Origin of the sequence: Billgrantia antri (assembly GCF_017868935.1) — a bacterium.
In the GTDB taxonomy this organism is placed as follows: domain Bacteria; phylum Pseudomonadota; class Gammaproteobacteria; order Pseudomonadales; family Halomonadaceae; genus Halomonas; species Halomonas antri.
Map to the genome: position 1 here is coordinate 3,140,650 of NZ_CP053383.1, position 26,428 is coordinate 3,167,077.

Annotated in this window: 26 protein-coding genes; 7 read left to right on the forward strand and 19 right to left on the reverse strand. The window is 63.8% G+C overall.

Going from position 1 to position 26,428, the window contains the following annotated elements; all coding sequences use genetic code 11:
* Positions 1 to 12: 12 nt before the first annotated feature.
* From HNO53_RS14595 to HNO53_RS14630, 8 genes are all read right to left on the reverse strand, one after another.
* On the reverse strand, positions 13 to 741 hold the full coding sequence (locus tag HNO53_RS14595; protein WP_209473269.1) for a SanA/YdcF family protein: 729 nt from the start codon (positions 739 to 741) through the stop codon (positions 13 to 15).
* A 66-nt stretch (positions 742 to 807) separates the two neighbouring features.
* Positions 808 to 1,380, reverse strand: a complete 573-nt coding sequence (gene sufT, locus HNO53_RS14600) for a putative Fe-S cluster assembly protein SufT (protein ID WP_209473271.1) — start codon at positions 1,378 to 1,380, stop codon at positions 808 to 810.
* 1 nt (position 1,381) lies between these two features.
* Positions 1,382 to 2,641 (reverse strand): aminotransferase class V-fold PLP-dependent enzyme, encoded by a 1,260-nt coding sequence (locus tag HNO53_RS14605; protein ID WP_209473273.1) that lies wholly within the window; start codon positions 2,639 to 2,641, stop codon positions 1,382 to 1,384.
* A gap of 14 nt (positions 2,642 to 2,655) precedes the next feature.
* Complete coding sequence (gene sufD / locus HNO53_RS14610; RefSeq protein WP_209473275.1) at positions 2,656 to 4,023, reverse strand: Fe-S cluster assembly protein SufD; 1,368 nt, start codon at positions 4,021 to 4,023, stop codon at positions 2,656 to 2,658.
* Positions 4,020 to 4,772, reverse strand: coding sequence for a Fe-S cluster assembly ATPase SufC (sufC, locus tag HNO53_RS14615; RefSeq protein WP_209473277.1), 753 nt, complete (start codon positions 4,770 to 4,772; stop codon positions 4,020 to 4,022). The genes sufD and sufC overlap by 4 nt, the downstream gene beginning before the upstream one ends.
* Before the next feature lie 186 nt (positions 4,773 to 4,958).
* Positions 4,959 to 6,401 (reverse strand): Fe-S cluster assembly protein SufB, encoded by a 1,443-nt coding sequence (gene sufB, locus HNO53_RS14620; protein ID WP_209473280.1) that lies wholly within the window; start codon positions 6,399 to 6,401, stop codon positions 4,959 to 4,961.
* Between the two features lie 70 nt (positions 6,402 to 6,471).
* Positions 6,472 to 6,936: an SUF system Fe-S cluster assembly regulator gene (locus HNO53_RS14625; protein ID WP_209473282.1), complete on the reverse strand. Its 465-nt coding sequence runs from the start codon at positions 6,934 to 6,936 to the stop codon at positions 6,472 to 6,474.
* Between the two features lie 244 nt (positions 6,937 to 7,180).
* Entirely contained in the window at positions 7,181 to 8,911 is a 1,731-nt protein-coding gene (locus tag HNO53_RS14630) for a putative bifunctional diguanylate cyclase/phosphodiesterase (protein WP_209473284.1), read from the reverse strand.
* Positions 8,912 to 9,172: 261 nt separating this feature from the next.
* On the opposite strand from HNO53_RS14630, the gene HNO53_RS14635 reads away from it, so the two are divergent.
* Both HNO53_RS14635 and HNO53_RS14640 read left to right on the forward strand, forming a co-directional pair.
* Positions 9,173 to 9,646 carry an Lrp/AsnC family transcriptional regulator gene (locus HNO53_RS14635; RefSeq protein WP_209473286.1) on the forward strand — a complete coding sequence of 158 codons (474 nt, stop codon included), beginning with the start codon at positions 9,173 to 9,175 and terminating at the stop codon, positions 9,644 to 9,646.
* A 52-nt stretch (positions 9,647 to 9,698) separates the two neighbouring features.
* Entirely contained in the window at positions 9,699 to 10,625 is a 927-nt protein-coding gene (locus HNO53_RS14640; protein ID WP_209473288.1) for a complex I NDUFA9 subunit family protein, read from the forward strand.
* A gap of 35 nt (positions 10,626 to 10,660) precedes the next feature.
* Here HNO53_RS14640 and HNO53_RS14645 read toward each other — a convergent pair whose 3' ends face one another.
* From HNO53_RS14645 to HNO53_RS14655, 3 genes are read right to left on the reverse strand one after another with little or no spacing between them, the layout of a single operon-like run.
* The gene (locus HNO53_RS14645; RefSeq protein WP_209473290.1) at positions 10,661 to 11,212 is read right to left on the reverse strand and encodes a hypothetical protein; all 552 of its coding nucleotides are present in this window, start codon (positions 11,210 to 11,212) and stop codon (positions 10,661 to 10,663) included.
* 58 nt (positions 11,213 to 11,270) lie between these two features.
* Positions 11,271 to 12,176 carry a ribose-phosphate diphosphokinase gene (locus HNO53_RS14650; RefSeq protein ID WP_209473292.1) on the reverse strand — a complete coding sequence of 302 codons (906 nt, stop codon included), beginning with the start codon at positions 12,174 to 12,176 and terminating at the stop codon, positions 11,271 to 11,273.
* Entirely contained in the window at positions 12,176 to 13,768 is a 1,593-nt protein-coding gene (locus HNO53_RS14655; protein ID WP_240549174.1) for a thymidine phosphorylase family protein, read from the reverse strand. The genes HNO53_RS14650 and HNO53_RS14655 overlap by 1 nt, the downstream gene beginning before the upstream one ends.
* A gap of 210 nt (positions 13,769 to 13,978) precedes the next feature.
* Here HNO53_RS14655 and HNO53_RS14660 point away from each other — a divergent pair, with 210 nt between their 5' ends.
* Both HNO53_RS14660 and HNO53_RS14665 read left to right on the forward strand, forming a co-directional pair.
* Positions 13,979 to 14,923 (forward strand): 2-dehydropantoate 2-reductase, encoded by a 945-nt coding sequence (locus HNO53_RS14660; RefSeq protein ID WP_209473294.1) that lies wholly within the window; start codon positions 13,979 to 13,981, stop codon positions 14,921 to 14,923.
* A 93-nt stretch (positions 14,924 to 15,016) separates the two neighbouring features.
* Positions 15,017 to 15,784 (forward strand): class I SAM-dependent methyltransferase, encoded by a 768-nt coding sequence (locus HNO53_RS14665; RefSeq protein WP_209473296.1) that lies wholly within the window; start codon positions 15,017 to 15,019, stop codon positions 15,782 to 15,784.
* Positions 15,785 to 15,873: 89 nt separating this feature from the next.
* Here HNO53_RS14665 and thpD read toward each other — a convergent pair whose 3' ends face one another.
* The 3 genes from thpD to HNO53_RS14680 form a co-directional block, all read right to left on the reverse strand.
* Positions 15,874 to 16,785, reverse strand: a complete 912-nt coding sequence (gene thpD / locus HNO53_RS14670) for an ectoine hydroxylase (RefSeq protein WP_209473298.1) — start codon at positions 16,783 to 16,785, stop codon at positions 15,874 to 15,876.
* A gap of 161 nt (positions 16,786 to 16,946) precedes the next feature.
* Complete coding sequence (locus tag HNO53_RS14675; RefSeq protein WP_209473300.1) at positions 16,947 to 17,660, reverse strand: hypothetical protein; 714 nt, start codon at positions 17,658 to 17,660, stop codon at positions 16,947 to 16,949.
* A gap of 40 nt (positions 17,661 to 17,700) precedes the next feature.
* Entirely contained in the window at positions 17,701 to 18,177 is a 477-nt protein-coding gene (locus HNO53_RS14680; protein ID WP_209473302.1) for a YbhB/YbcL family Raf kinase inhibitor-like protein, read from the reverse strand.
* Between the two features lie 76 nt (positions 18,178 to 18,253).
* On the opposite strand from HNO53_RS14680, the gene HNO53_RS14685 reads away from it, so the two are divergent.
* A complete protein-coding gene (locus tag HNO53_RS14685; protein WP_209473304.1) occupies positions 18,254 to 18,715 on the forward strand; it encodes a flavodoxin family protein in 462 nt (153 codons plus the stop codon).
* Between the two features lie 100 nt (positions 18,716 to 18,815).
* On the opposite strand, the gene HNO53_RS14690 is transcribed toward HNO53_RS14685, so the two are convergent.
* The 3 genes from HNO53_RS14690 to fadB all read right to left on the reverse strand — a co-directional run bounded on the left by HNO53_RS14690 (position 18,816) and on the right by fadB (position 22,522).
* Positions 18,816 to 18,998, reverse strand: coding sequence for a CCGSCS motif protein (locus tag HNO53_RS14690; RefSeq protein ID WP_209473306.1), 183 nt, complete (start codon positions 18,996 to 18,998; stop codon positions 18,816 to 18,818).
* A gap of 139 nt (positions 18,999 to 19,137) precedes the next feature.
* Positions 19,138 to 20,316, reverse strand: coding sequence for an acetyl-CoA C-acyltransferase FadA (gene fadA / locus HNO53_RS14695; protein WP_209473309.1), 1,179 nt, complete (start codon positions 20,314 to 20,316; stop codon positions 19,138 to 19,140).
* Positions 20,317 to 20,344: 28 nt separating this feature from the next.
* On the reverse strand, positions 20,345 to 22,522 hold the full coding sequence (gene fadB, locus HNO53_RS14700) for a fatty acid oxidation complex subunit alpha FadB (RefSeq protein ID WP_209473311.1): 2,178 nt from the start codon (positions 22,520 to 22,522) through the stop codon (positions 20,345 to 20,347).
* A gap of 334 nt (positions 22,523 to 22,856) precedes the next feature.
* Between fadB and slyA the strand changes: the two genes are divergently transcribed.
* Entirely contained in the window at positions 22,857 to 23,300 is a 444-nt protein-coding gene (slyA, locus tag HNO53_RS14705) for a transcriptional regulator SlyA (protein ID WP_209473312.1), read from the forward strand.
* A gap of 4 nt (positions 23,301 to 23,304) precedes the next feature.
* Here slyA and HNO53_RS14710 read toward each other — a convergent pair whose 3' ends face one another.
* Positions 23,305 to 23,841 carry a preprotein translocase subunit YajC gene (locus HNO53_RS14710; RefSeq protein ID WP_209473314.1) on the reverse strand — a complete coding sequence of 179 codons (537 nt, stop codon included), beginning with the start codon at positions 23,839 to 23,841 and terminating at the stop codon, positions 23,305 to 23,307.
* Positions 23,842 to 23,941: 100 nt separating this feature from the next.
* Between HNO53_RS14710 and HNO53_RS14715 the strand changes: the two genes are divergently transcribed.
* Entirely contained in the window at positions 23,942 to 24,394 is a 453-nt protein-coding gene (locus HNO53_RS14715) for a universal stress protein (protein WP_209473316.1), read from the forward strand.
* 55 nt (positions 24,395 to 24,449) lie between these two features.
* Here the strand turns inward: HNO53_RS14715 and HNO53_RS14720 are convergent, their stop codons facing one another.
* Positions 24,450 to 26,375, reverse strand: coding sequence for an ATP-binding cassette domain-containing protein (locus HNO53_RS14720; protein ID WP_209473318.1), 1,926 nt, complete (start codon positions 26,373 to 26,375; stop codon positions 24,450 to 24,452).
* Positions 26,376 to 26,428: the final 53 nt, after the last annotated feature.

Sequence of the window (26,428 nt, forward strand, 5' to 3'; positions counted from 1 at the left end):
GCGGTCGAGCACTCAGGGTGTCGCCGGCGCTTCCTCCCACTGCGACTCCCTGTCGAGCAATTGACGCCAGACCGGCGGAGCGATCTCAAGCGGTTCGAGCGGCCCCAGGAAGTAGGGCTCTCGTTCCCAGAGATAGAGGTCTCCCACGGTGGCCGCCCGTGCCAGCCACTCCCGCGCCTGCAGTCGCCACACGCCAGCCACCGGGCGCGACGGCGCGCTGCAACCGTACGCCTCGAGGCCGATCGCATCGGCAATGAACAGCGCACGCGGCAGATGCCAAGACTGCGTGACCAGCAGCACCCGATCGACACCGAACACGTCCCGCGCCCGCACCAGGGTATCGAAGGTGCTGAAGCCGGCATAATCGAGGGTCATGTCCTCGTCGCGCACGTACTGGGCACGCAGGTCACGCCACATGGTGATGGGCTCGTTGTACTGGCGGGTGCGGTTATCGCCGGAGAGCAGCAGATGCTCGACCCGGTTCAACCTCATCAGGCGAGAGGCGGCATTGATGCGCGCATCGAAATGGGGATTGCGCACGCCACTGCGGGTCCAGTGCGAAGTGCCGAAGACGATCCCCACCTGCTCGGGGCCGCACAGCGGCAATTCGTGTTCGATACGGTCGTGGGTCTGCGCCAGCACCCAGAGGTTGGCGCCGACTAACAGCAGCAGCGCCAGCAGCAGCAGTGCGCCGAGCGACATCAGAAGAAGCTTGAAGGTTTTCCACAGCAGCGCCTGCATTCACCGTCACCGGACAAGGAAACACGAAGCCCCGCCACCGCCAGACGAGCGGCTGGAGCCCAGCGGCTAGAACATGCCGAGTTCCAGCTTCGCCTCGTCGCTCATCATCTCACGGCTCCAGGGCGGATCGAAGACGATTTCGGTGTGCACGCGGCTGATTTGGGGAGCACCGAGGATCTTGTTGCGGGCGTCGGCGGCAATCACGTCCCCCATGCCGCAGCCGGGCGCGGTCAAGGTCATGCGGATGGTGACGATGCGCTCGCCGCTGATCAACCGCTCGATGCGACAGCCGTAGACCAGGCCCAGGTCGACGATATTGACTGGGATCTCCGGGTCGAAGCAGGTACGCAGCTGATCCCAGACGAACTGCTCGATCTCGTCGTCGGTGGCATCCTCGGGCAGGGTCGGTCGCGGCAGTGGCTCGAGCCCCAGGGCATCGAGGTTGCTGCCCTCGATCAGGTAGAGACGCCCCTCGTAACCGACGCTGACCGAACTTCCCTTGGCCTGCATTACGCTGACCACACTGTCCTCGGCGAGCGTTACGGTTTTGCCGAAGGGGATCGAGATGGCATCTACGTCACGCTGCAGCGGCAACGACTGTCCTTTCTGCAGGCTGGCAATCTGCTCGATACTGGACATATCAGCGCACCATGCCAATGACGCGTTCCAAGGCCGCTGCAAAAGCGTCGACCTCCTCCAGCGTGTTGTAGGCGGCAAACGAGGCCCGACAGGTCGCCGTCACGCCGAAGTGCGCCAGCAGGGGCTGCGCACAGTGGTTGCCGGTGCGAATGGCCACGCCGAGTTGATCGATCAGCAAGGCGATATCCTGCGAGTGAGCGCCGTCGACGACAAATGAGAGTACGCCGGCCTTGTTCGGCGCAGTGCCGAGGATACGCAACCCGTCGATACGCGATACCGCCGCCGTCGCCCTTTCCAGCAGCCCTGCCTCCCAGGCGCCGATGGCGTCGAGTCCCACGCCGCTTACCCAGTCCAGCGCCACGCCTAGCGCAATCACCTCGGCGATGGCCGGCGTGCCCGCCTCGAACTTGTGGGGAACGTCGGCAAAGGTGGTCGGCACGTCGAAGGAGACGCTACTGATCATCTCGCCGCCGCCCTGCCACGGCGGCATCGCCTCGAGCAGCTCGGCCCTGGCGTAGAGCGCGCCTGCCCCCGTCGGGCCATAGACCTTATGACCCGAAAAGGCGTAGAAATCGGCGTCGATCTCGCGCACGTCCACCGTCTGGTGCGGCACCGCCTGGGCACCGTCGACCAGGATCAGGGCGCCGTGCTGGTGAGCAATGGCCGCCATCTCGCCCACCGGGTTGACGGTACCGAAGGCGTTGGAGACGTGATTCACGGCCACGAGCTTGGTGCGCTCGGTGAACAGTGCGCGGTAGGCATCGAGATCGAGCACGCCGCGCGCGTCCACCGGAATCACCTTGACCCTGATACCGAGCTGGCTGGCCAACAGCTGCCACGGCACGATGTTGGAGTGGTGTTCGAGCAGCGAGACCAGAACCTCGTCACCGGCCATGAGGTTGGCCCGGCCCCAGCTGTTGGCCACCAAATTGATCGCCTCGGTGGTGCCGCGGGTGAAGACGATCTCGCGCCGGTCGACCGCATTGAGAAAGCCGCGTACCGTCTCGCGGGTCGCTTCGTAGGCTGCCGTCGCCTCGTCGGCCAGGGTATGCAGGCCGCGGTGGATATTGGCGTTGTAGCGGCTGAAGTAGTCGCGGAAAGTGTCAATCACCGCCAGCGGCGTCTGGCTGGTGGCGGCATTGTCGAAATAGATCAGCGGATGACCATGCACCTGCCGCTCGAGTATCGGAAACTGGGCGCGAATCCCGGCCACGTCGTAGGCCGGTGCGCTGAGCGCTCGTTCTGTGGCCAGGTGATTCATCGCTCTCTCCTTGTTTACTCGTCGTGCAGGGCCATGGCGGCTTCCACCAGCCCGGCCAGGTTGAAACGCTCCGGCAGCTTGCCGGCCACCGCCAGCTCGACCCGCTCGGCCACGGCATCCAGCTCGACCTGCTCCATCACCTCACCGGCGAAGGCCAGGGTCAACAGACCACGCGCCGTTTGCTCGTCGATACCGCGGGTACGCAGGGCGTAGACCGCTTCCTCGTCGAGCTGGCCTGTGGTGGTGCCGTGGGAGCACTTGACGTCGTCGGCGTAGATCTCGAGTTCCGGCTTGGCATCGATCTCGGCCCGGTCGGAGAGCAGCAGGTTGGCGTTGCTCTGGAAGCCTTCGATCTTCTGGCTGTCGCGCTTGACTACCACCTTGCCGTTGAACACGCCGCGGGCGCGGTCGTCGAGGATGCCCTTGTAGTTCTCGTTGGAGAAGGTACGCGGGGCGTTGTGGTTGGCCAGGGTATGGTTGTCGATGTGCTGCCGCCCCTGACCGTAGAACAGCCCGTAGAAGTTGGCCTCCGCCCCTTCGCCGTTGAGCTCGCTGATCAGGTCGTTGCGCACCAGCCCACCGCCCAGGTTCAGGTTGAACGAGGTGTAGCGGCTGTCGCGATTCTGCTCGACGTGGATGCTGGCCACGTGCAAGTCGGCAAGCGGCGACTCCTGCAGCTTGTAGTGGGTCAGGATAGCCCCACGGTCGAGCATCAGCTCGGCCACCAGGTTGGTGAAGTTGGCCGCCTCGCTTTCGCCGACATGATGCTCGATCAGCGTGGCCTGGCTACGGGAGCCGGCCTCGACCAGAATGCGCGGATGGCTCATCACCGGCTGGGCGTTGGCGCGAGAGAGGAACTGCACCACGATGGGCTTCTCCACCACGCTGCCCGGCGCCAGGCGCACCACCGCGCCTTCTTCCACGAAGGCGGTATTCAGCGCCGAGAACGGCGAGAACTCAACCCCCGTCAGCCGGCCCAGCGGGCCTCCCACGGCCTCGTGGTTCTCAGCCAGAGCCTGGGACAACGGCAGCACGGCCACGCCGCGGGGAAGCTCGGCCAGGTCGGAGAGCGCCGGCGAGAAGATGCCATCGACGAAGGTCAGGCGGTAGGCTTCAATGGGCAGTGTCAACGCCGCCGCCGAGGCCGGCGAAAACTCGGCGCTGTCGGTCAGCACGAAGTCACCGCGAGCGATCGCGCGCACGTCGGTGTACTTCCACGCCTCGTCGCGGCGGGTGGGAAAGCCGAGCGCCTCGAAGCGGGCCGCCCCGGCCTGGCGCCGCGCGGCGATCCAGGTCGGCTCTTGCCCGCGGTTTACGTTACGCTCCGCAAGCCGGTCGAGAAAGGCCTTCACCTCGCTTGATTGCCGTTCGACATCGCTCATGCAGCGGACTCCTCCACGACCCAGTCGTAGCCGCGGGATTCCAGCTCACGGGCCAGCTCGGCGTCGCCGCTCTTGGCAATGCGGCCATCGACCAGCACGTGCACCCGGTCGGGCACGATGTAGTCGAGCAGGCGCTGGTAGTGGGTCACCAGCAGAATGGCGCGCTTCTCGTCGCGCAGCGAGTTGACGCCATCGGCCACCACGCGCATGGCGTCGATATCGAGGCCGGAGTCGATCTCGTCGAGCATGGCGAGCTTGGGCTGAAGTACCAGCATCTGCAGGATCTCGTTGCGCTTCTTCTCGCCGCCGGAGAAGCCCTCGTTGACGGCACGCTGCAGGAAGCTGGCGTCCATCTTCATCTGCGCCAGCTTTTCCTTGACCAGCTTCATGAACTCCGGCGCCGGAATCTCGCCCTCGCCGCGAGCCTCGCGCTGGGCGTTGAGCGCCGCCTTGAGCAGGTAGATGTTCTTCACCCCGGGGATCTCCACCGGGTACTGGAAGCCCAGCAGCAGGCCCGCCTGGGCGCGCTCCTCGACCTCCATTTCCAGCACGTCGCGGCCCTCGAAGGTGATCGAGCCCTTGGTCACCTCGTAGCCGTCCTTGCCCGCGATCACCGCCGACAGCGTCGACTTGCCGGCCCCGTTGGGGCCCATGATGGCGTGCACTTCCCCGGCGTTGATAGTCAGGGAAAGGCCCTTGAGAATTTCCTTGCCTTCCACCTTGACGTGCAGATCCTTGACTTCGAGCATCTTGAATACCTTTTCGATTCTGGCGAGCCGCATGAGCGACCCGGAAAATAATTCATCCAGCCCAGCGAAACGAGCGAGCGGCGTCTGGACAAGGCGAGCGCGGAAGAGAGAAGCGGAGTTTACGGCTGTAAATGAGCATTCTCGAATCCGCGCTCAACGCCGTCCAGGCGTCGCGCAGCCGTTTCCTCACCCAACAGCGCCTTCCAGGGTGACGTTAAGGAGAGCCTCGGCCTCCACGGCAAACTCCATCGGCAGCTCCTGGAACACATCCTTGCAGAAGCCGTTGACGATCATGCTCACCGCATCCTCCTCGGAGATACCGCGGCTCTGGCAGTAGAACAGCTGATCCTCGCCGATCTTGGAGGTAGTCGCCTCATGCTCGATGGTTGCCGTGCTGTTGCCGATCTCCTGGTACGGGAAGGTGTGAGCACCGCACTGGTCGCCGATCAGCAGCGAGTCGCACTGGGTGAAGTTGCGCGCCCCCTTGGCCCGCGGCCCGATCTTGACCAGCCCGCGATAGGACTGGTTGCTGCGGCCGGCGGAGATACCCTTGGAGACGATGTAGGAGCGCGTGCCCTCACCGATGTGGATCATCTTGGTGCCGGTATCGGCCTGCTGGCGGCCGTTGGTGACCGCCACCGAGTAGAACTCGCCGATGCTGTCCTTCCCGCGCAGCACGCAGGAGGGGTACTTCCAGGTGATGGCGGAGCCGGTCTCGACCTGGGTCCAGCTGATGCGCGAGCGGTCGCCGCGGCAGTCGCCGCGCTTGGTCACGAAGTTGTAGATGCCGCCCTTGCCGTCCTCGTCGCCGGGGTACCAGTTCTGCACTGTGGAGTACTTGATGTAGGCGTCATCCAGCGCCACCAGCTCGACCACCGCCGCGTGTAGCTGGTTCTCGTCACGCATCGGTGCGGTGCAGCCCTCGAGGTAGGAGACCTGGGCACCCTCCTCGCAGATGATCAGGGTGCGCTCGAACTGGCCGGTGTTGGCGGCGTTGATACGGAAATAGGTCGAGAGCTCCATCGGACAGGTCACGCCCTTGGGCACGAAGACGAAGGAGCCATCAGTGAACACCGCCGAGTTCAGCGCGGCGAAGTAGTTATCTGCTACAGGCACCACCGTACCCAGGTACTGCTTGATCAACTCCGGGTAGTCGCGGATCGCCTCGGAGATCGAGCAGAAGATCACGCCCGCCTCGTGCAGCTTCTCCTTGAAAGTAGTGGTCACCGACACGGAGTCGAAAACCGCGTCCACCGCAACGCCGGCCAGGGCGGCCCGCTCGTGCAGCGGAATGCCCAGCTTCTCGTAGGTCTCGAGCAGCTTGGGATCGACCTCGTCGAGGCTCTGGGGGCGATCCTCGGGACGCTTGGGCGCGCTGTAGTACGAGATCGCCTGGTAGTCGATGGGCGGATAGTCAAGATGCGCCCAGGAAGGCGACGTCATCTTGAGCCATTGATGGTAAGCCTTCAGGCGCCATTCGAGCATCCACTCGGGCTCGCCCTTCTTGTTGGAAATGAAGGCGATCACACTCTCGTCGAGCCCCGGCGGTACCGTATCGCTCTCGATGTCCGTCACGAATCCTTCTTTGTATTCGCGGCGGACAAGCTGTTCCATTTCCTCACTTGCCATGGTCTCTCCCCTCCCGGGCGGTTGGGCCGGCGAGCGAACTCGCCTCGGGTCATGTATCCGTTTCGGTGGCTCAGGCCGTGTCGGCGGCCAGGCTCACACTCTGTATGGGTAGCTGCACCGGCAGCTTGATCGGCGTGGTGTCGGCCAGGTGCGCCAGGGTCACGCTGTCGAGCAGGGTACGCACCGCCAGCGACACGCGCTGCCAGTTGTCGGAGACGCCACAGGTCGCCAGCAGATCGCAATCACCTTCGGCGTGGCTGCACTCCGTCATTGCCACCGGCCCCTCGATAGCCGTGATGATATCGATGGCGGTGATCCGTGATGCCGGGCGCGCCAGGGAGTAGCCACCCTGGGCGCCACGACGCGACTCCAGCAGCCCCGCCTTGACCAGCATCTTGAGGGTCTTGCTGACCGTGGGATGCGGCAGTTGCACGGTCTCGGCCAACTCCGCCGCCGCATGGGGCTGTTCGGGATGCCGGGCGATCTGCGCCAGGATCACAGCGGCGTAGTCTGTCAGCCGAGAAAGCTTCAGCATGCCTGACTCCTGATTGGAACGGACACGAGGCGAAGGCCCTGCGCTCCATTTGGGACCATTTTAGTCCTGTATGGATCCGATGTGAAGGCCTCAGAGCGTCAGCAAGCGTGCAAACGTCAAGATGGCGACACGTTCGGCACCGTTCACGCCATTAAACCCAATCATTCTCATTTCCATGCCAGGCCAATGTCTCATCGGATCCGCCCGGATGCAGCATCAGGAGAGAAAAAGAACGGCAGCACGTTCAACGCGGCGGCACGCTGGAGGAGGCCCGCTGAGAAGTGAGAGCCTCCGCTTGACGCATGAGCTGCTCGCGCTCGTGGTGCCAGGCCAAGAGCTCTTCGACTGGGAGTGCCTTGGAGTAGAGGAACCCCTGGGCCTGATCGCAGCCCAGCTCCACGAGAATGCGATGCTGGCCCTGGGTCTCGACGCCCTCGGCAGTAACTTCCAGATCGAGTGCGTGCCCCACATCGATCAGGCAGGCCATCAGCTTACGAGCCCGCTCATCCTTCTCGAGCCCTTCGACGAAGGCACGATCGATCTTGAGGCCTGTGATGGGCAGGTGGCGCAGATACTCGAAAGAGGAGAAGCCGGTGCCGAAGTCATCGATACTGATCTGAATGCCGTAGCCGCGAAGACGCTCCAGCGCCTGCTTGGCGGCAAAGAGATCGAGCACCAGAGCACTCTCGGTCACTTCCACTTCGAGCTGCGAGGGATGGATTCCGGTCTCCTCGACGAGCCGGTTGAGTTCCTCCAGCAGGTCATCGTCCATCAGGTTACGCACCGAGAAGTTGATGCTGACCTTGCCGCCATGGCGCCGAGCGAATCGGCACGCCTCCTTCATGACGAACCGGGTCACCGGGGCGATCAGGGTAGTGTTTTCGACCTTCGGCATGAACATGCCGGGGGCGATCAGAGCACCACGCTCGTCACGCCAGCGAATGAGTCCCTCGAAGCCACTGACCCGCCCGCTCGCCAGATGCAGCTTGGGCTGGTAGTGAAGCTCGAACTCGCCCTGCGCCAGGCCGCGCCGCACTCGAGCGATGAGCCGGATGTTCTGGAGGCTACGGCGAGCGAAGGAGGGCTGGTAATGGCAATGCGCACGATGCTTCTCGGAGGCAGCCAACATGGCGATTCTCGCCTCGCGGATCAAGCTGCCGGGGGTAGCGTTCTCGGCGCCCTGCAGCGAACTGCCCAACACCAGCTGAGCACGCAGGGGCACGCCAAGCGCCACCAGATTGTCCTCGCCCAGCTCCACCACCTGATGCGCGAGCCGCCCCAGCTCCTTGAGCCCGACCGGCCAAAACAGCAGGACCAGCTCGGCGCCGCTGACACGATAACAGCCCTGGAGATTGGGCCCCAGTTGGGCCATCCGTCCGCTGATCGCCACCATCAGCTCATCGGCAGCATCCGCCCCCAACGCTTCCATGATTTCGCTGATGTCATCGACGCGCACCAGAACCACTCCGATGCCACGCCCATCCTGGCGCGGCGTTCGCTTCAGCCAGCGTGCCAGGTCCGCTTCCAGTGCAATATCGTTGGGAAGCCCGGCGCGAGGATCGGTGCGCGATGCCAATTCGGCATTGTGATAGCTCTGCCTCAGGCGCTCGAACAACCCTCCGGCAAAGCCGCCGATAACCAAGTACAGACCTAGGCGAATCATCCAGTTGAGGGTCGCCTGAGGCTCGCCGGTCTCCACCGATAGCGGGATTGCCGCCATCAGCAGGCCGGCTGTCAGCGCGACGAGCAGGGAGCCGCCCCAGGTATACCAGGTCCCCGCCAGCAGCACGGGTATCAGCATCAGGTAGGGATAGGCGTATTGGGTACCGCCGGTGACATGCACAAGCGCGGTACCCGCCATCAGCAGTGCCACCAGCACGAAGATCTGACCGCCATGGCGCAGCACGAGCGGACAGGATTGCCACCGTCGCTCCACGGCACGCCACGCATGCAGAATATTGCTCGGATCAGCCATGCCACCTCCCTGCCCCGATAGCGTCAACCAAGCCCAAAGCGCGAATTCCTCGAAGTGTAAACAACATAGCACGAGGACGACCTCAACCTCCCTCAACGCTTGGAGACGCGATGGCCTCGCCACCTCCCGGCAGGAAGTGATTCGCACCAGCCGCATACAGGCTCGTGAACTGGCGAGTACGGGCCAGATTCGCCAGACTTGCATTGATGGTTAGCGGTACCGGCCAAGGAACCCCTGAACGCCACATTGACGAGGCACCCCATGCGCAATCTCAAATTCGACCGCATCGACCGCATGCTGCTCGAAGCCCTCCAGCAGGACGCCCGTCTGACCACTGCCGAGCTGGCAGAGCTCGTGAGCCTCTCGCCTTCGCCTTGCGCGCGCCGCATTCGCCGGCTCGAGCAGGCGGGGCTGATCAAGCGCTATCGGGCAGAACTGGACAAGAGCCGGCTCGGCCTGACGGTTACGACCTTCGTGCAGGTACGCCTCGACCGGCATCGTCAGGAGCGGGTGGAGGCATTCGAGGAGCGCATGAATGACATGCCGGAGGTGGTCCAGTGCCATAGCGTCTCCGGTCACTTCGATTATCTGCTGCAGGTTATCGTCGCCGACATGGACGCCTTCGAAGGGTGGCTGCGACACTTCCGCCAGTTGGAGATGGTCGACACGGTGGACAGCAGCTTCGCCATACGCACCGTCAAGGAAAACGGGTCCCTTCCCTTGCCCACGCACTGAGTCCCGGCGACAGCCGCTCGCGCCCGCCTCCCCCTTGCAACCAGGAGACAACATGGCGAAAGCCCTCATCACCGTATTCGGCGGAACCGGCTTTCTGGGTCGTCACGTGGTGCATGAGCTGTTCGATGCGGGCCATGCCGTTCGCATCGCGGCACGCCGTCCTGTGCTGCCGGATTGGGCCGAAGCTGGTGATCCTGTGGAGCCGATGAGCATCGATATCCACAGCGAGAGCGACGTGAGCCGTGCCCTCGAAGGGGCGGTCGGCGCGGTCAACGCCGTGAGCCTCTACGTCGAGCGTCGCCAGATGAGCTTCGAGCAGGTGCATGTGAAAGGGGCCGCACGTCTGGCCCGCGTGGCGCGGGCACAGGGTGTGCGAATCTTCGTCCAGCTCTCCGGCATAGGGGCTGACCCCTCGTCGCGCTCGCGCTACGTCCGGGCACGGGGGCGCGGCGAGTCGGCCGTTATCGATGCGTACCCCAAGGCAGTCATCCTGCGACCGAGCGTGATGTTCGGCCCCGGGGATGCCTTCCTGAAGCGCTTGGCAGACTTGACCCGGCTTCCCGTCATCCCGCTCTTCGGGCGCGGCGAGACGCATCTCCAACCGGTACACGTGGTGGATGTGGCAAGAGCGATCGTGAGGCTGATGGGCGCTGCCCCATCCGAGCGGCGGCTATTCGAATTGGGCGGCCTGGATATTCTGAGCTACCGGGAAATCCTGGAGCTGATCATGGCCCACCTGGAGCGCGAGCGCTTGCTGCTGCCTGTCCCGTTCGTGTTGTGGCAGCTCGCCGCTCTGCTGGCTTCGCCGCTACCCGGGCCACCGCTGACCCGGGATCAGGTCACCATGATGTCCCAGGACAATACGGTTGGCGCGGGCGTGGGTACCTTCGCCGACCTCGACATCCTGCCGCGCTCGCTGCGCGATGCCCTGCCCGCCTGCCTGCCGACGCGCCACCCGGCATCCTCCCGCTCGGGTTGACGACGACACGACACCCCATCCCTGTCTGGCTGGCCTCACTGCCAATAGTGGCCATGACGTGCCCACCACTGCCGTGCTATTTCGCGGTTCTCCGCGTTAGCGCTCGCATCGAGCGTCGTGGTAAGGCGAACGTAATCGCCGCCGGTTCGGGCCATCGAGCGCGGGTCCTGGGTGGCCAGCTGCAGCGCATAGAGTGCCAGCATCAGCTCGTACTCGTCACGGGTATCGAGCAGCGCCACCAGCAGCGGGATCGCAGGCTCACCGATCTGGCCCAGGCGCTCCGCCGCTATGTACCAGACCCTCGGGTGCTCCCCGCCGCCGTAGACATCGATGAACCCCCTGTCGGCCAGGCGGCTGATGTAATAATGCACCTCGTCCTCTTCCGAGGCAAAGAGTGGGGGCACCCAGAAGCGATCGTGACGCGTGGTGGCCACGAGCGGCGCCGACGGTTCAGCCGGCGTGACCGTCTCGGGCTCGTCACGCAACGGCCCGGAAGCGGCCTGCTCGGCCACCGGCGCCGACCGTCCGGCACAGCCGATCAGGCTCAATAGCAGAATCAACGTACTGAACGTCCTTGCAACTCGCATGTCCCCTCCCGGGTTGGCTAGCGTTGCGCCGCGTTTTACGTCTTCCGGCGCCGTTTGGCTAGCCCCCACCCGCTACTTCTCCAAGCACCTGCTCCAGCGCCTGGGCCAGGACAGATGCCATGTAGGCGACATTGCTCTCATGGGCAATGGTGTCGGTGCTCCATATTTCCCCCACGCCGGCCTGGCGAATGACCTGAAGGGCATCGCCGGCAAACAGCGCATGGGTCACCGCTACGTCCACGCTGGCCGCGCCGGCGGCGAGCACCCGCTCGGCGGCTCGCGCCAGAGTGCGGCCGGAACTGGCGACGTCGTCCAGCAGCACGATGCGTCGGCCGGCAATGGTCAGGTCGGGCAGCGTAATGTCGACGTCACGATCGCCATGGCGCTCCTTGGTACAGGTGGCATACGCGAGCCCGGCGATGCTGGCTGCGCTCTCCACCCACTGCAACGATTCCGCATCGGGGCCCAGCAGCAGGGCATCGCTGCGCCGCTCGGCGATCGTCGCGGCCAACGGCGCAGCACCGGAGAGGGCAATGGCATGACGCACGGGAATCGCCTGCTCGAGACGCTCGATACGGTGCAGATGCGGATCGACGGTAATCACGGCGTCGAACAGCTCGGCGAGAAAGCCCCCGACCAGGCGCTGGCTGACCAGCTCGCCGGGATGAAAAACCGTATCCTGGCGCATGTAGGCAAGGTAGGGCGCCGCCAGCACCAAGCGCTCGACGCCGCGCTCACGTGCGTGGCGCGCCAGCAACATCAGCTCGACCAGCTTGTCGTTGGGGCGATCCAGGCTGCGATAGATGACCAGGCAAGCAGGCAGGTCGATATCAGGCAGGCGCAGGCACAACTCCTCGTCGGGAAAACGGTGGCAGCCGACCACATGAGCTTCGATACCGGCCACCGAGGCCAGGCGTTCGGCAGGCCTGGACTCCTCGTCGAAATAGAGCAGGGCTGCGTGCATCAGAACTCCACATTCAAGCGGTTGATTTCGTCCGGCTGACCGATACTGTAGCCGCTGTCACGTTCGCTGCACTGATGGGCGAAGCCGCGTTCGCTACGAAAGGCAGCATGGACCCGGTAGAGCGGCTGGCCCTGTACGACCCGGTCGCCGATCTGTGCCAGTAGATCGACGCCGGCCCCCTTGGCCTTGGGCGCCCCGGCCAGACGGGCGATCCGCGCCAGCCGTAGATTGTCGATGGCGGTGACCACCCCGCCCCGAGGTGCCAGCACCTCGAACCGATGCGGCGCCAGTTCGGGGTTGTCGAGGTCGAAGGGCTTCTCCCCCTGGGCGCGAATGATGGCCTGCATCTTCTCCAGGGCCCGGCCGGAGTCCAGAATGTCACGGGCAATACCGAAGCCATCCCCGCCGCGAATGTCGGGGTCGAACTCCAGCATGCGCCCCGCCAGGCGCAATGACTTCTGACGCAGGTCCATGGGCGCCTCGGGGTGGTTGGTGAGCACTCGCATCACGTCACGCGCTTCCAGTACTGGGCCGATACCCCGACCGACGGGTTGGCTGCCATCGGTGATCACCACGTCCAGCACCAGCCCCATGCGACCGGCCACGAACTCGAACAGCTTGCGCAAGCGGCGGGCTTCCGGCATGGAACGCACCTTGGCATGCGGTCCGATGGGAATGTCGAGCAACAGGTGCGTCGAGCCGGCTGCGACCTTCTTCGACAGAATGGAGGCGACCATCTGCCCCGGCGAATCGATGGATAGCGGCCGCTCCACCGAGATCAACACGTCATCGGCCGGCGATAGTTCACTGGTGCCGCCCCATGCCACGCAGCCACGGTGAGTACGCACCAACTCACCCAATTCATCGAAGGGTACCTCGACCTTGGCCAGCACCTCCATGGTATCGGCGGTTCCCGAAGGTGAAGTGATCGCGCGCGACGAGGTCTTGGGGCACAGCAGGCCGTGTGCCGCCACGATGGGCACCACCAGCATGGAGGTACGATTGCCGGGTATCCCGCCGATGCAGTGCTTGTCGACCACGGGATGTTCGTGCCAATCGAGCCGTCGCCCCACCTGCCCCATGGCATCGCTGAGGTAGAAGATCTCTTCTCGGTCGAGCTCGCCGAGCTCGCAGGCCATGACGAAAGCCGTCAGTTCGATTTTCGAATAGCGCAGTTCGGCGATGTCCTGGATGATCTCGCGAAAGTCCCTGCGCGACAGACGCTCACCGGCGATCTTGCGATGCAGAGCCGGAATCGATGCGGGCGGCTCCGCCTGCGACACGCTGACGGCGTGCCCCTCTTCAACACCCAACAGCGAGAAGGCATCCTCCGAGAGACCCAGTTGGGTGTGGCCGACGATGGCAACGTCATCGACCACGTTCAGTGACGCCAGAATGCGCCGGCCATTGGCACGGACTTCCACCTTCGACAGCGCCTGGAAGCCCTCGGCGCGATACAGGTCGCACTCGCGGTGCAGGTAGGCGACGTTTTCACGGTACGTGTCGATGGCCACGCGACACAGCGCGAGGGGCAACCCGGCGTCATCCATGGGCGGGGCACTGCTCGTTGATGGCGGCTGAACTCGGCTCATACGGCGGATATCTTCCACGAGGACGGTTGACTTCAGTCTGCCGCATTTCCACCGTGCTGGGCAGCACAATGACGCCCGTCATGACCTGCAGCAAGCTTGTCGCAGGCTAGCCATGGAGCCCGTCGCGCCCCTCGGCAGCAGGAGAGGCACACACGCCGGCCATCTTGCCGCTATGCTCCGAGAAACGAGACTGAATCGACAGGAGGCAGCATGAAATTCGCCATCATGGGTAGCGGCGGTGTCGGTGGCTACTTCGGCGCCCGCCTGGCCGAAGCGGGTGAAGAGGTCACGTTCATTGCCCGCGGGGAACACCTCGCCGCCATGCTGAACCAGGGGCTGCACGTGCGCAGCATCAAGGGAGACGTGACGCTACCCCGGGTCCAGGCCACGGACGACCCCGCCGGCGTCGGCGAGGTGGATTGCGTCATCGTGGCCGTCAAGGCGTGGCAGGTGCGCGAGGCGGCTGAATCGATCCGGCCCCTGGTCGGACCCGACACCCTGGTGCTGCCCCTGGAGAACGGCGTCGAAGCCGCCGATATTCTGGCCGAGGTTTTGGGTGATGCACCAGTTCTCGACGGCTTGTGCGGCATCCTGGCCTGGCGGGAAGCGCCAGGCAGGATACGTCATGCCGGCGTGGATCCTTTCGTGCGCTTTGGCGAACGAGACAATCACAGCAGTGCCAGGACCGCACGACTCAAGGCCGCCTTCGACAAGGCGCGTGGCGTCAGCGCCGAGATTCCCGACGATATTCGCGTCGCCCAATGGAGCAAATTTCTTTTTATCTGCGCCATGAGCGGAATCGGCAGCATTAGCAGGGCACCCATCGGCGTCACGCGTCAGGTGCCGGAGACGCGCAGCCTGATTCAAGCCATGCTCGAGGAGATCGACCAGGTGGCCCGCGGCCATGGCGTCGCTTTTCCCTCCGATGCCGTCGCCCGCGCCATGCAGTTCATCGACGCCATGCCGGCCGAGAGCACCTCTTCCATGCAGCGCAACATCCTCGCCGGCGAACCTTCCGAGCTGGAGTCTCAGAATGGCGCCGTGGTGCGTCTGGGGCGCTCGGTTGGCGTGGAGACGCCGGTGCACGCCTTGATCTATGCCGCCCTGCTGCCTCAGGAACTGGCGGCCCGCGGCGAGATACCGGCGATAAGATGACCCCGCCTACTTGCAAGGAACACGATGGTTTGGCTCGGTTTGGAGTATTCTGATAGGCAAAGACCTGACGCGCCTCACCCCTGGAGCACCGCCATGAATGACGCCTCGTACAACGCCCCGGGCCAGCAATGGAACGCCGCTGCCTATGCGCACAACGCCGATTTCGTCGCCGAGCTGGGCGACACGGTGGCCAGACTGCTCGCCCCTCGCCCCGGGGAGCGCATACTCGACCTGGGATGCGGCGACGGCACTCTCACCGAGCGGCTGGCGAAATCCGGGGCCACCGTCGTCGGCGTGGACGCTTCACACGACATGATCGAGGCAGCCCGGTCCCGCGGGCTCGATGCCCGCGTTCTGGACGCGCATCACCTGCCCTTCGAGCGCGAATTCGATGCGGTGTTCAGCAATGCCGCCCTGCACTGGATGCTGAATCACGAATCCGTCGTGGCAGGAATCTATCGCGCCCTCAAGCCGGGCGGGCGCTTCGTCGCTGAATTTGGCGGACACGGCAACGTGGCGGCAATCTGCACCGCCATACTGGCGGCACTCCAGGCGCGAGGCATCAGCGGCAAGGCCCGCTTCCCCTGGTTCTTCCCGACTCCCGAAGAGTACCGGGAATCCTTGGAGGCAGCGGGGTTCAAAGTCAATGCCATCGAGCTGATACCACGTCCGACACGCCTGCCGACCGGGATAGCCGGCTGGCTCGCCACCTTCGCTAACCCTTTCCTGCACGGTCTCGACGAAGACCTTCGCGAGGCGATACTGGACGATGCGGAGTCGCTGTTGGCACCGAGCCTGCGCGACGGCTACGGCAACTGGACGGCCGACTACGTACGCCTGCGGGTGCAGGCACGGCGCTGAAGCGTCAGACCCCGAAGCAGCAGGCTCTGACGCAACTCACCGGCAGGTGCACCAAGCGAGCAATGCCATATGCATCGCCTGCCGGCCTCTCACCCAATCGGCTCGAGCGGATTCCAGTCCTTACGGTTGGCCAAAAACTCGGGGCGCGGGCGATTACCACAGAAGGGATTCAGCAACCCGTTGTCGACACTGTTGTAAACGAAGAAAAGGTTGCTGCGCGGCCAGCACGACATATTGGTATTGGAGCCGTGCATGGTATTGCATTCGAACATCACCAGGGTGCCTGCAGGCCCCTTGGGTGCCTCGATTTCCCCCTTCAGCATCAGCTCGCGCAGGCTGGCATTGTCGGGCACCCCGACATCCTGACTCTTGAGGGATTCCTTGTAGTTGTCGGTCGGAGTACGCCCCACGCAGGGCACAAAATACTGGTGCGAGCCGGGGATCAGCATCAGCGGGCCGTTGTACTCGCCGTTGTCGGTCAGCACGATCGAACAGCTCAGCGAACGCATGCGGGGCATGCCGTCCTCGCTGTGCCAGGTCTCGAAGTCGGAATGCCAATCGAAGCCCTTGCCCTTGAAGCCCGGCTTGTAGTTGATTCGCGACTGGTGAATGTACACGCCTCCACCGAGAAGCTGCTCGACCATGGCCAAAAGCCGCGGATCGCGCGTCAAGCGACTGAAGCGTTCGGAGATCTCGTGGATACCGAAGATGGAGCGAATCTCCTCACGCCCCGGCTCCAGGATGGTGCCCTCCGACAGCTTGAGGTCCTCGTCCTCTTCGTACTCACGCAACTCCCGAATGAAGGCCTCCATCTCTTCCCGGTCGAAGAAACCTTCGAACGACAGGAACCCTTTCTCCTCGTATTCGCGAACCTGCTCCTCGCTCAGCGGTCCATCGGCACGCTCTGCCCCCTCGGAATAAACCACGGGGTCGATACGCTCGAACATGCCGAGCTTGCGTTCCAGTCGCGTAGGGAACAAATCCTGTACATCGTTTTTCATCGCATGCTCCTCCTTGAATCCAAGCGAAACGCCAGTCATCCAACTGGTAGTAACCCAACTTAGACCTGGAAACCTTTGCATGCAAAACGACTTTGTATCGGCCTATTGCGCAACGAAAATTAACCGTAATCACCGTTTGGAAAAGGCGCTTTCCCCGTCACTCAACCCTCTGATTCACCGGTAGAAGAGAGATCATTCTTGCGGTTCCACTGAGTAATCTCGCGGCACAGTCGCCGCCGCTGCCAGGGCGAGGAGAGGCGCTTGGTATCCCAGGTGGCCGGTACCAGGCCGCAGCCCGGCTGCTCGTTGATGAATTCGAAGCGCCGCTCGGCACCGACCGGCAAATCCTCCGAGCCGTAGACACAGATGAGGCGGACGGTCAGAGCATGGAACACGATGTCATTCAGCGGCCGGTATCCCGCCATCTCGATCCCCCCATCGTGGGCCAGGCGCCGAGTCAGGGCACCGAAGCTATCGATATGCACGAAGTCGCCCGATCCCAATGGCCCCTGGTGAGAACCGTCGCGCACGATGGGTGATGGATTCGTCGTGGCTGCCGAATCATCCTCCTGCCGATGCTCGTCTCCGTCGCTGTAGCTCTCCGTGCGATCGGTCACGTCGAGGCGAATGACGCCTTGTGAGGTCTCCAGCTCGGCGACGATGTGCTGGATGAAAACCGGCTCGGCGCTCATGTTGCTGATGATGCACAATGCATCGATGTCCTTTTTTCTGCCGCGGTTAATCAACAGGCGCGGACGACGCTGGCGACGGAAGCCGAAATAGAGCAGCTGGGCGTAGACCAGCCAGATCAGCAGAGTGCCGATATCAGTCAGCACGGAGATGGTCTCTCCGTGCTGGTTGAGCCAATCGAACATCGCAATCCTCCGTGACTGCCATGAACGCTATGCCACGATGTCAGCCACGACGGTAAGTGCCGATCAGCCGGTTCATGCCGAGCAGATGGGGCTCGAGCTGCTTGAGCATTTCCCCGAGCCCGAGTCCCTCGGGTAGATCGGTCGGCTTGTCGAGCGCCAGCACCCAAAAATAGTAGTGATGCACACCGTGTCCCTCAGGCGGCATCGGACCACCGTAGCCCAGCTTGCCGAAATCGTTCTTGCCGCTCTTGCCGTCGCTGCTGCCTTCGGCCAGAGTCGTGGTGGATGCAGGCAGGTTGTAGAGCAGCCAATGCACGAAGCCATAGCTGCCGTGCTGAACCAGGGGGGCATCGGGGTCGTGGCAGATGATGGCATAGCCCTTGGTTCCCTCGGGGGCCCCGCTCCAGCTCAGTGCCGGCGAGATGTCTTCGCCCTCGCCGGTATGTCGGGTAGGGATGCTCCCATGCGCCTGAAAGGCGGAACTCTCCAGTTGCATGTTCGAAAGTGCAAAGGCCATGGCCTGGATTCCTCCTGTCTGTTGAAAACCGGAAGGTGCCGAAACAGCGTCGGAAAAAGCCAGTAGACTGTCAAACATGAAACAATTGCTGATCGTGGCCCATGCGCCTTCACTCAATACCCGAGCGCTACGAGACGCCGCGGCGCGCGGTGCCAGGCATGCCGATATCGAGGCGGTCGAGGTCGTGGTCAAGGCTCCTCTGGAAGCCGGCCCCGAGGACATTCGGGCAAGCGACGCCATCCTGCTCGGGACCACCGAGAACCTCGGCTACATGAGCGGTGCGCTCAAGGATTTCTTCGATCGCAGCTACTACGCGGTACTGGAGGAGAAGCAGGGGCTGCCCTGCGCGCTTTACGTCCGCGCCGGCCATGACGGTACGGGTACGTGCCGGGCGGTGGAGAGCATCGTCACCGGGCTGCGCTGGCGTTGGGTACAGGAGCCGCTGATCCTGCGTGGGGAGTGGCAGGATAGGTTCGTAACTCAAGTGGAGGAGCTAGGCCTATACCTGGCGGCCGGGCTCGAGGCGGGCGTGCTCTAGCACCGGCCAGGCTTGGAACATCCGAGAGTTGGAAAAGAGCGGATATCCCTTGCAGGGCTTACCCGCTGCCTTTCGTTTGGCTACGATTATCGGCCGGGTATCAGTTGCTGCATGATCCGCAGACTCCTGGCTCCCCATGCTTCGCCTTCTTCTTTGCCTCGGTGCTGACGGTTTCACCTGAGTTGGTGTCCGCAGCCGCCGTTGTTGTCGCTTCAGGCTCAAAAGCCTGGACGGCTTGCTTGTCTTCCGCCTTGTCTTTCTTGAACAGATTCTTGAGGCCCATGGAGACACCCTCATAATGATTTTTAAAAGGTGCATAGCAAATGCATCTTATTGTTCGACGATTTGGGCGTCAACGAATAAAACGGCCCCGCCCCTGAAAGGGCGAGGCCGCTGGCTATGGCAGGCGCCTGCTTGAGCGCTTATTTCAATCGCTCGAAAACCGTCGCCACCCCCTGCCCCATACCGATACACATGGTGGCGAGCCCCAATGCGGTATCCTGCTGGCGCATCACGTTGAGCAGCGTGGTGCAGATACGCGCGCCGGAACAGCCCAGCGGGTGACCCAGGGCGATGGCGCCGCCATTGAGGTTGACTTTCTCGTCCATGGCATCGAGGAAGCCCAGATCCTTGAGCACCGGGATCGCCTGAGCGGCGAAAGCCTCGTTGAGCTCGACGGTCTGGATGTCCTCCGACGACAAGCCCGCCGCCTTGAGCGCCTTCTTGGAGGCCGGCACCGGGCCGTAGCCCATGATCGAGGCATCGCAGCCCGCCACCCCAGTGGAGAGTACCCGTGCCATCGGCTCGAGGCCCAGAGCACGCGCACGCTCGTAGCTCATGATGGCCATGGCCGAGGCCCCTACGGAGAGCGCCGAGGAGGTACCGGCCGAAACGGTACCGCTGCGAGGATCGAACACCGGCTTGAGCTTGGCCATCTCCTCGAGGCTGGCGTCGATACGCACCACCTCGTCGTGCTTGAAAAGCGTACGGAAGCCTCGCTCGTCGTGTCCTTCTACGCCGACGATCTCGTTGTCGAAATAGCCTTTCTGGTTCGCTGCGTAGGCGCGCTGGTGCGAGCGTACGCCGAACTTGTCCTGCTCTTCGCGGGTCACGCCGTGCATCTTGCCCAGCAGCTCGGCGGTGAGGCCCATCATCATCGCCGCCTTGGCGGCATACTTGCTGGCCGCCGGGTTGACATCGACACCATGGGTCATGGGCACGTGCTCCATGTGCTCCACACCGCCGATGACATAGAAGTCGCCCATGCCGGCCTTGATGTTGGCCGCAGCAATGTGCAGTGCGGTCATCGAGGAACCGCACAGACGGTTGACCGTCTGGGCCGGCACCGTACGCGGGATGCCGGTCATGATCGCCGCGTTGCGGGCGATGTTCATCGACTGTTCGAGGGTCTGGTTGACGCAGCCCCAGATCACGTCGTCGACTTCGGCCGGGTCGAGGCCGGCGTTACGATCGAACAGCGCCTGCATCACCGCAGCGGAAAGATTCTCGGCGCGCACGTGACGAAAGGCACCGTTCTTGGCCTTGGCCATGGCAGTGCGGACGCCGTCGACCACCACGATATCTCTTGGATTCAAACTCATTTCAACTCACCTCCTGCTCGTGGTGGATTCAGCCTTGGCCCTGGGTGGAATAGAAGCGCTCGCCGGACTCGGCCATCCGGCGCAGCTTGTCAGTGGGGGCGTAGAGCGGCCCCAGCTCCTCAGCCAGCCCGTCGGCCAGCTTGACGAACTCAGCCACGCCCATGGCATCGATGTAGCGCAGCGCACCACCGCGGAACGGCGGGAAACCGATACCGTAGATCAGCGCCATGTCGGCTTCGGCCGGCGTCTCGACGATGCCGTCTTCCAGGCAACGCACGGTCTCCAGGCACAACGGCACCATCATGCGGGCGATGATGTCCTCGTCGGAGAACTCCTTCTCCTGCTGGACGACCTGATTGACCAGCGCATAGGCTTGCTCGTCGCTGACCTTTTTCGGCTTGCCCTTCTTGTCTTCCTCGTAGGCGTAGAAACCCTTGGCGTTCTTCTGCCCCAGGCGCTCGTTCTCGACCATCACCTGGATCGCGGACTTGGCGTCGCGCGCCATGCGGTCGGGGAAGCCTTCCGCCATCACTTCGTTGGCGTGCACGGCGGTGTCCATGCCGACCACGTCGAGCAGGTAGGCGGGACCCATGGGCCAACCGAACTTCTCCATCACCTTGTCGACGCGCTGGAAGTCGGCGCCCTGCTCGACCAGCAGGCTGAAGCCGCCGAAATAGGGGAAGAGCACGCGATTGACCAGGAAGCCGGGGCAGTCGTTGACCACGATCGGCGTCTTGCCCATGGCGCGGGCGTAGGCCACGGTAGCCGCCACGGCAGCGTCGCCGGTCTTCTCGCCGCGAATGACCTCGACCAGCGGCATGCGGTGCACCGGATTGAAGAAGTGCATGCCGCAGAAGTTCTCGGGGCGCTTGAGGTTCTGAGCCAGGCGGGTGATCGAGATGGTCGAGGTATTGGAGGTGAGAATCGTGTCCTCGCTCACCAGGCCTTCCACCTCGGTCAGCACCGCATCCTTGACCTTGGGATTCTCGACCACCGCCTCGACCACCAGGTCGACATGGACGAAGTCGCCGTAGGAGAGCGTGGGACGGATCAGGGTCAGCTTCTCCGCCATCTGCTCGGTGGAGAGCTTGCCGCGTTCCACCTGCTTGGCGAACAGCTTGCGCGACTCCTTCAGGCCCAGCTCGATGGCCTCCTCCTTGATGTCCTTCATCAGGATCGGCGTGCCCTTGGAGGCGCTCTGATAGGCAATACCGCCGCCCATGATGCCGGCCCCCAGCACTGCCGTCTGCTTGACCGCCTTGGCCTGCTTCTCGTACTTGCCGGCCTTCTTCTTGACCACCTGGTCGTTGAGGAACAGCCCCACCAGGTTGTAGCAGACATCGGTCATCGCCAACTTGGCGAAAGCCTTGGCCTCGATGGCCTGGGCGCGGGCGCGCTCCTCACCGGCTCCCTTCTGGATCACCTTGATCGCTTCGATCGGTGCGGGGTAGTGCGGCCCGGCCTTGCCGGCCACATAGCCCTTGGCGGTTTCGAAGGCCATCATCTGCTCGATGGCGTTGAGCTTGAGCGGCCCGGTCTTCTCGGCTCGGCGTGCCTGGTAATCGAGTTCACCGGCGTTGGCTCGCGCGAGGATGTCCAGTGCCGCCGCCTCGAGCTGATCGTTCGGTACCACGGCATCCACTGCGCCTACCTTGAGGGCGGCATCGGCACGGTTCTCGCCGCCGCCGGCGATCCACTCCACGGCATTATCGGAGCCGATCAGGCGTGGCAGGCGCACGCAGCCCCCCCAGCCGGGCAGAATGCCGAGCTTGGTCTCAGGCAAGCCGATCTTGGCCTTATCCCCCATGACGCGGAAATCGGTGGTCAGCGTCACCTCGCACCCGCCACCCAGCGCCAGCCCGTTGATGGCAGTCACCGTGGGGAAAGGCAAATCCTCGATGGCGTTGAAGATCTCGTGCACCTTGAGGTTCATCTCGACCAGGTACGCTTCGCCCTTCTCGAAGATGCCGTGGAATTCGGTGATGTCGGCCCCGACGATGAAGGCCTCCTTGCCGCTGCCGATCACCAGCCCCTTCAGGCCGTTCTCGGCGCGAATGGCCTGTACGGCCTCGTCCAGCTCGGCAACTACGGCACTGGACAGCTTGTTGATGGACTCGCCCTTCAGATCGAAGGTGAGCATGGCGATGTCTTCGCCCCCGTTCCCGGTACCGCGTGCCACCGTGATGGCGTTGCCTTGATAGATCATCCACGAATCTCCACACAGAGGTTGACGTTGGAGGAGTGCCAGTTTCATACGGCCGTTTGATTACGGAAGCTTGGTGCACTCCGGGCGGCGCGTCAAGCCCTCGAGGACGCTTTGTGCGCATGGGGTGCAGGTACGTCCCGGTCGGGGCGCTGCACTGGCGTCCCGGAAGCGAACAGTCTCATCGCCGCCAGCCGGATGCGTGCCGGAGTGAATGGCAAACCTGACCATTGATGCCATTATCGACGCACCGAGGCTCGGTTACTTGACGAGACAAGTTGCATTACACGCACGGGGTCCGGACAATTCGACAAATTCAACGATTAAGCGGAGTCCCATGCACCAGAACATCGGCTTCCGACTGTCACGTCTGCCTCGCCTGTGGCGCGCCATCATCGATCGTCGCCTGGCTCCGTTGGGCCTGACGCAAACGCGCTGGATCACGCTATACCACCTATGGCGACTCGGCGATGGGCAGCCCCAGTGCGATCTGGCACGGGCGATTGGCGTGGAGGCACCTTCCCTGGTACGTACGCTTGACCAGCTATCGGAGCAGGGGCTGATCGAGCGCTGCCCCTGCGAGCAGGACCGCCGCACCAAGCGGGTATTCCTGACCGCAGCAGCAGATCCGCTACTCGAGCAGATCGACGAGGTTGTAACCCAGGCACGGCGCGAGATGCTGGAAGGGCTCAGCGAAGCGGATATCCGCCAGCTCGACGCCCTGCTCGAGCATATCGAGAACAACGGTCTGGCCATCCAGGCCAGAGAAAGCGAGGGCTGAACGCTCAGTCGCCGGTCGCGCCGGCACCGAAGTCAGGTTTGACTCCGCCTCGATCGGCACGTCCAGCCAAGGCATCGCGCAGCCGGCGAAAGTCGTCGAGATAGGTGGTGAAGCGTTCCGCCGTCTGCGACTCCCACCACCACAGGGTGATGGCGCTCTCGTTGGATTCGATCACAAGGGCATCCTGTGGCAAGCGAGTCAGCAGCGCTTCGAGCGGCTCGCGCGCCGCTTGAGGTAGGGACCGGAGCGGCTCGATCCGCCAGCGCCAGCCGGCCACACAGGGCTTGAGCAGGTCGCTGGCTTCGCTGGCCCGCACCAGCAGGAAGTGCGGCCCCGGTGCGGCAGCGGGATAACTCCAACGGTAACCCGGCATGGCGGTTTCGATACCGTGCAGCGGCGGCTTTTCCAGCACTACTCTGACCCCCGCCTTGGCCGCCGCATTGCGCAGCGGCACGATGCGGCGTTGACGGGGGCTGGGCTTGAGCCACATCACTGGGGAGATCATCAACAGCATTGCCGCCAGAATGACTAGCCAGACCATCCGCTTTCTCCTGATTCTTGACGCAAGTCGTTGTCTTGATTCATCAGCCGTCCTAGAGTGAAGGCATATCGATCACATGCCGTTACGCAGGAGCCCTGCCATGAGCAATGAATATCGTCATATCCTGGTCGCCGTCGACCTGACCAAGGATTCCCACAAGGTGCTAGAACGAGCCTTGCAGATCGCCGAGCGCAACCAGGCCAAGCTCTCGATCATGCATACGCTGGAACCGCTGGGTTTTGCCTATGGCGGCGACATCCCGATGGATCTCACCAGCATTCAGGATCAGTTGGACGAACATGCCAAGCAGCGCTTGGCCGAGATCGCCGATCCGCACGTGGCCAAGGAAAACCAGCACGTGCTGGTCGGCATGCCCGACACCGAGATCCACCGTTTCGCCCAGGAAAACGGCGTCGACCTGATCGTGGTCGGCTCACACGGCCGGCACGGCTTCGCCCTGCTGCTCGGCTCCACCTCCACCGGCGTGCTGCACGGCGCCCAGTGCGACGTACTCGCCGTACGCGTTGGCAAGAAGGGCGAAAGCGCCGAGTAGCGGAAACCCTGTTTATCTCCTTCGCTCGACGACCCACAGGGAAGTGGGGAGCACCTTACTCTCCCGCTGCCATGGCCTCCAACTCCATCCACCGCTCCATGGCGGCATCGAGTTCGGCCTGCTTGTCGCTCATGGCCTGCAGCACCTCGGCCACCGTCCCCGCCTCCTGCTGATAGAACGCCGGATCGCCCACCTTGGCTTCGTACTCCGCCACCTCGGCCTCGAGCCGCTCGATCTCGGCCGGCAGCGCGTCGAGCTCGCGCTGCAGCTTGTAGGAGAGCTTGGCGGGCTTCTTGGCCGGCGGCGCTGAGGGTGACGGGCTGGCGGGCGCCTTCTCCATCGGCTTCGCCGTGGGTTCCACCTGCTGACGCGCCGCCCCCTCCCACGGCGCCGGCGGCAGCTTGCCGCCCTGGCGCACCCAGTCGCTGTAACCGCCTACATACTCCCGCACCACACCGTCGCCTTCGAAGGCCAGCACGCCGGTTACCACGTTGTCCATGAAGGCCCGGTCGTGGGAGACCAGCAGCAGGGTGCCGTCGAAATCGAGCAGCAGCTCCTCGAGCAGCTCCAGGGTCTCGACGTCGAGATCGTTGGTCGGCTCGTCGAGCACCAGCACGTTGGCCGGCTGGGTGAACAGCTTGGCCAGCAGCAGACGGTTGGACTCGCCGCCGGAGAGTGCCTTGACCGGTTGGCGCGCCCGTTCGGGAGTGAACAGGAAGTCCTGCAGATAGCTGATGACGTGCTTGTCCTTGCCGCCCACGCTGACCCTGTCGCTGCCCTGGGCGACGTTGTCGTAGACGCTCTTCTCCGGCTCCAGGCCGGCGCGCAGCTGGTCGAAGTAGGCCACCTTGATATTGGTGCCCAGCCTTACCGTACCCTCGCTGGGCTCGAGCTCGCCGAGCAGGATCTTGAGCAGCGTGGTCTTGCCGGCACCGTTGCGTCCGATCAGGCCGATGCGGTCGCCACGCTGGATCTCGAGCGACAGGTCGCGAACGATGGTGTCGCCGCCGAAACGGTGGGACACACCGACGAGCTCGACCACCCGCTTGCCGCTGCGCTCGCCGCTGTCGATGCCGAAGCTGGCGCGGCCTTGCACCTCACGCCGCTGGCTGCGTTCGCGCCGCAGCTGCTCCAGCGCTCTCACCCGGCCTTCGTTGCGTGTGCGTCGCGCCTTGATGCCCTGGCGAATCCAGGCTTCCTCCTGGGCCAGCTTCTTGTCGAACTCGGCGTTTTCCCGCGCCTCGACCTCGAGCTCATGAGCCTTCTGCTGCTGATACTTGGCGTAATCCCCGGGATAGCGCCCCAGCCGCCCGCGATCGAGCTCGAGGATGGTGGTGGCCAGTTTCGACAGGAAGGCCCGGTCATGGGTGATGAACAGCACCGCCCCGTTGAAGTCGAGCAGCTGTTCCTCGAGCCAGGCGATGGTGTCGAGATCCAGGTGGTTGGTAGGCTCGTCGAGCAGCAGCAGATCGGGCTCGGCGACCAACGCCCGGGCCAGTGCCACGCGCCGCCGCCAGCCACCGGAAAGCGAGCTCATCAGATCGTCGGCGGGCAGGCCCAGCCGGGTCAGCACCACGTCGATGCGCTGATGGAAGGACCAGCCATCGATGGCTTCCAGACGGCTCTGCAGGGTCGCCATGCGCTTCATGTCGGGATCGGCGGCCTGCACCAGGTGATGGTACTCGGCCAGTAGCTCGCCGGCCTGGGGCAGTCCCTGGGCCACCACATCGAAGATGGTTTCCCCCGATGCGGATGGCAGGTCCTGCTCCAGCACGCCGATCTTCAGCCCCGGGGCGCGCCAGATGCTGCCGTCGTCGGGCAGGATCTCCCCTGCCACCAGCTTGAGCAGAGTCGACTTGCCGGTACCGTTGCGACCGACCAGCGCCAGACGTTCGCCCTTCTCCAGCACCAGGTCGGCGCCGTCGAGCAGCACATGGGTACCATAGGCCAGTTGCAGGCCTTCCAGACGTAGCAGGGTCACACGCTCACCTCATCGTTCATCAAGGCGGCTAGTGTAACGCATGGCTGGCCCGC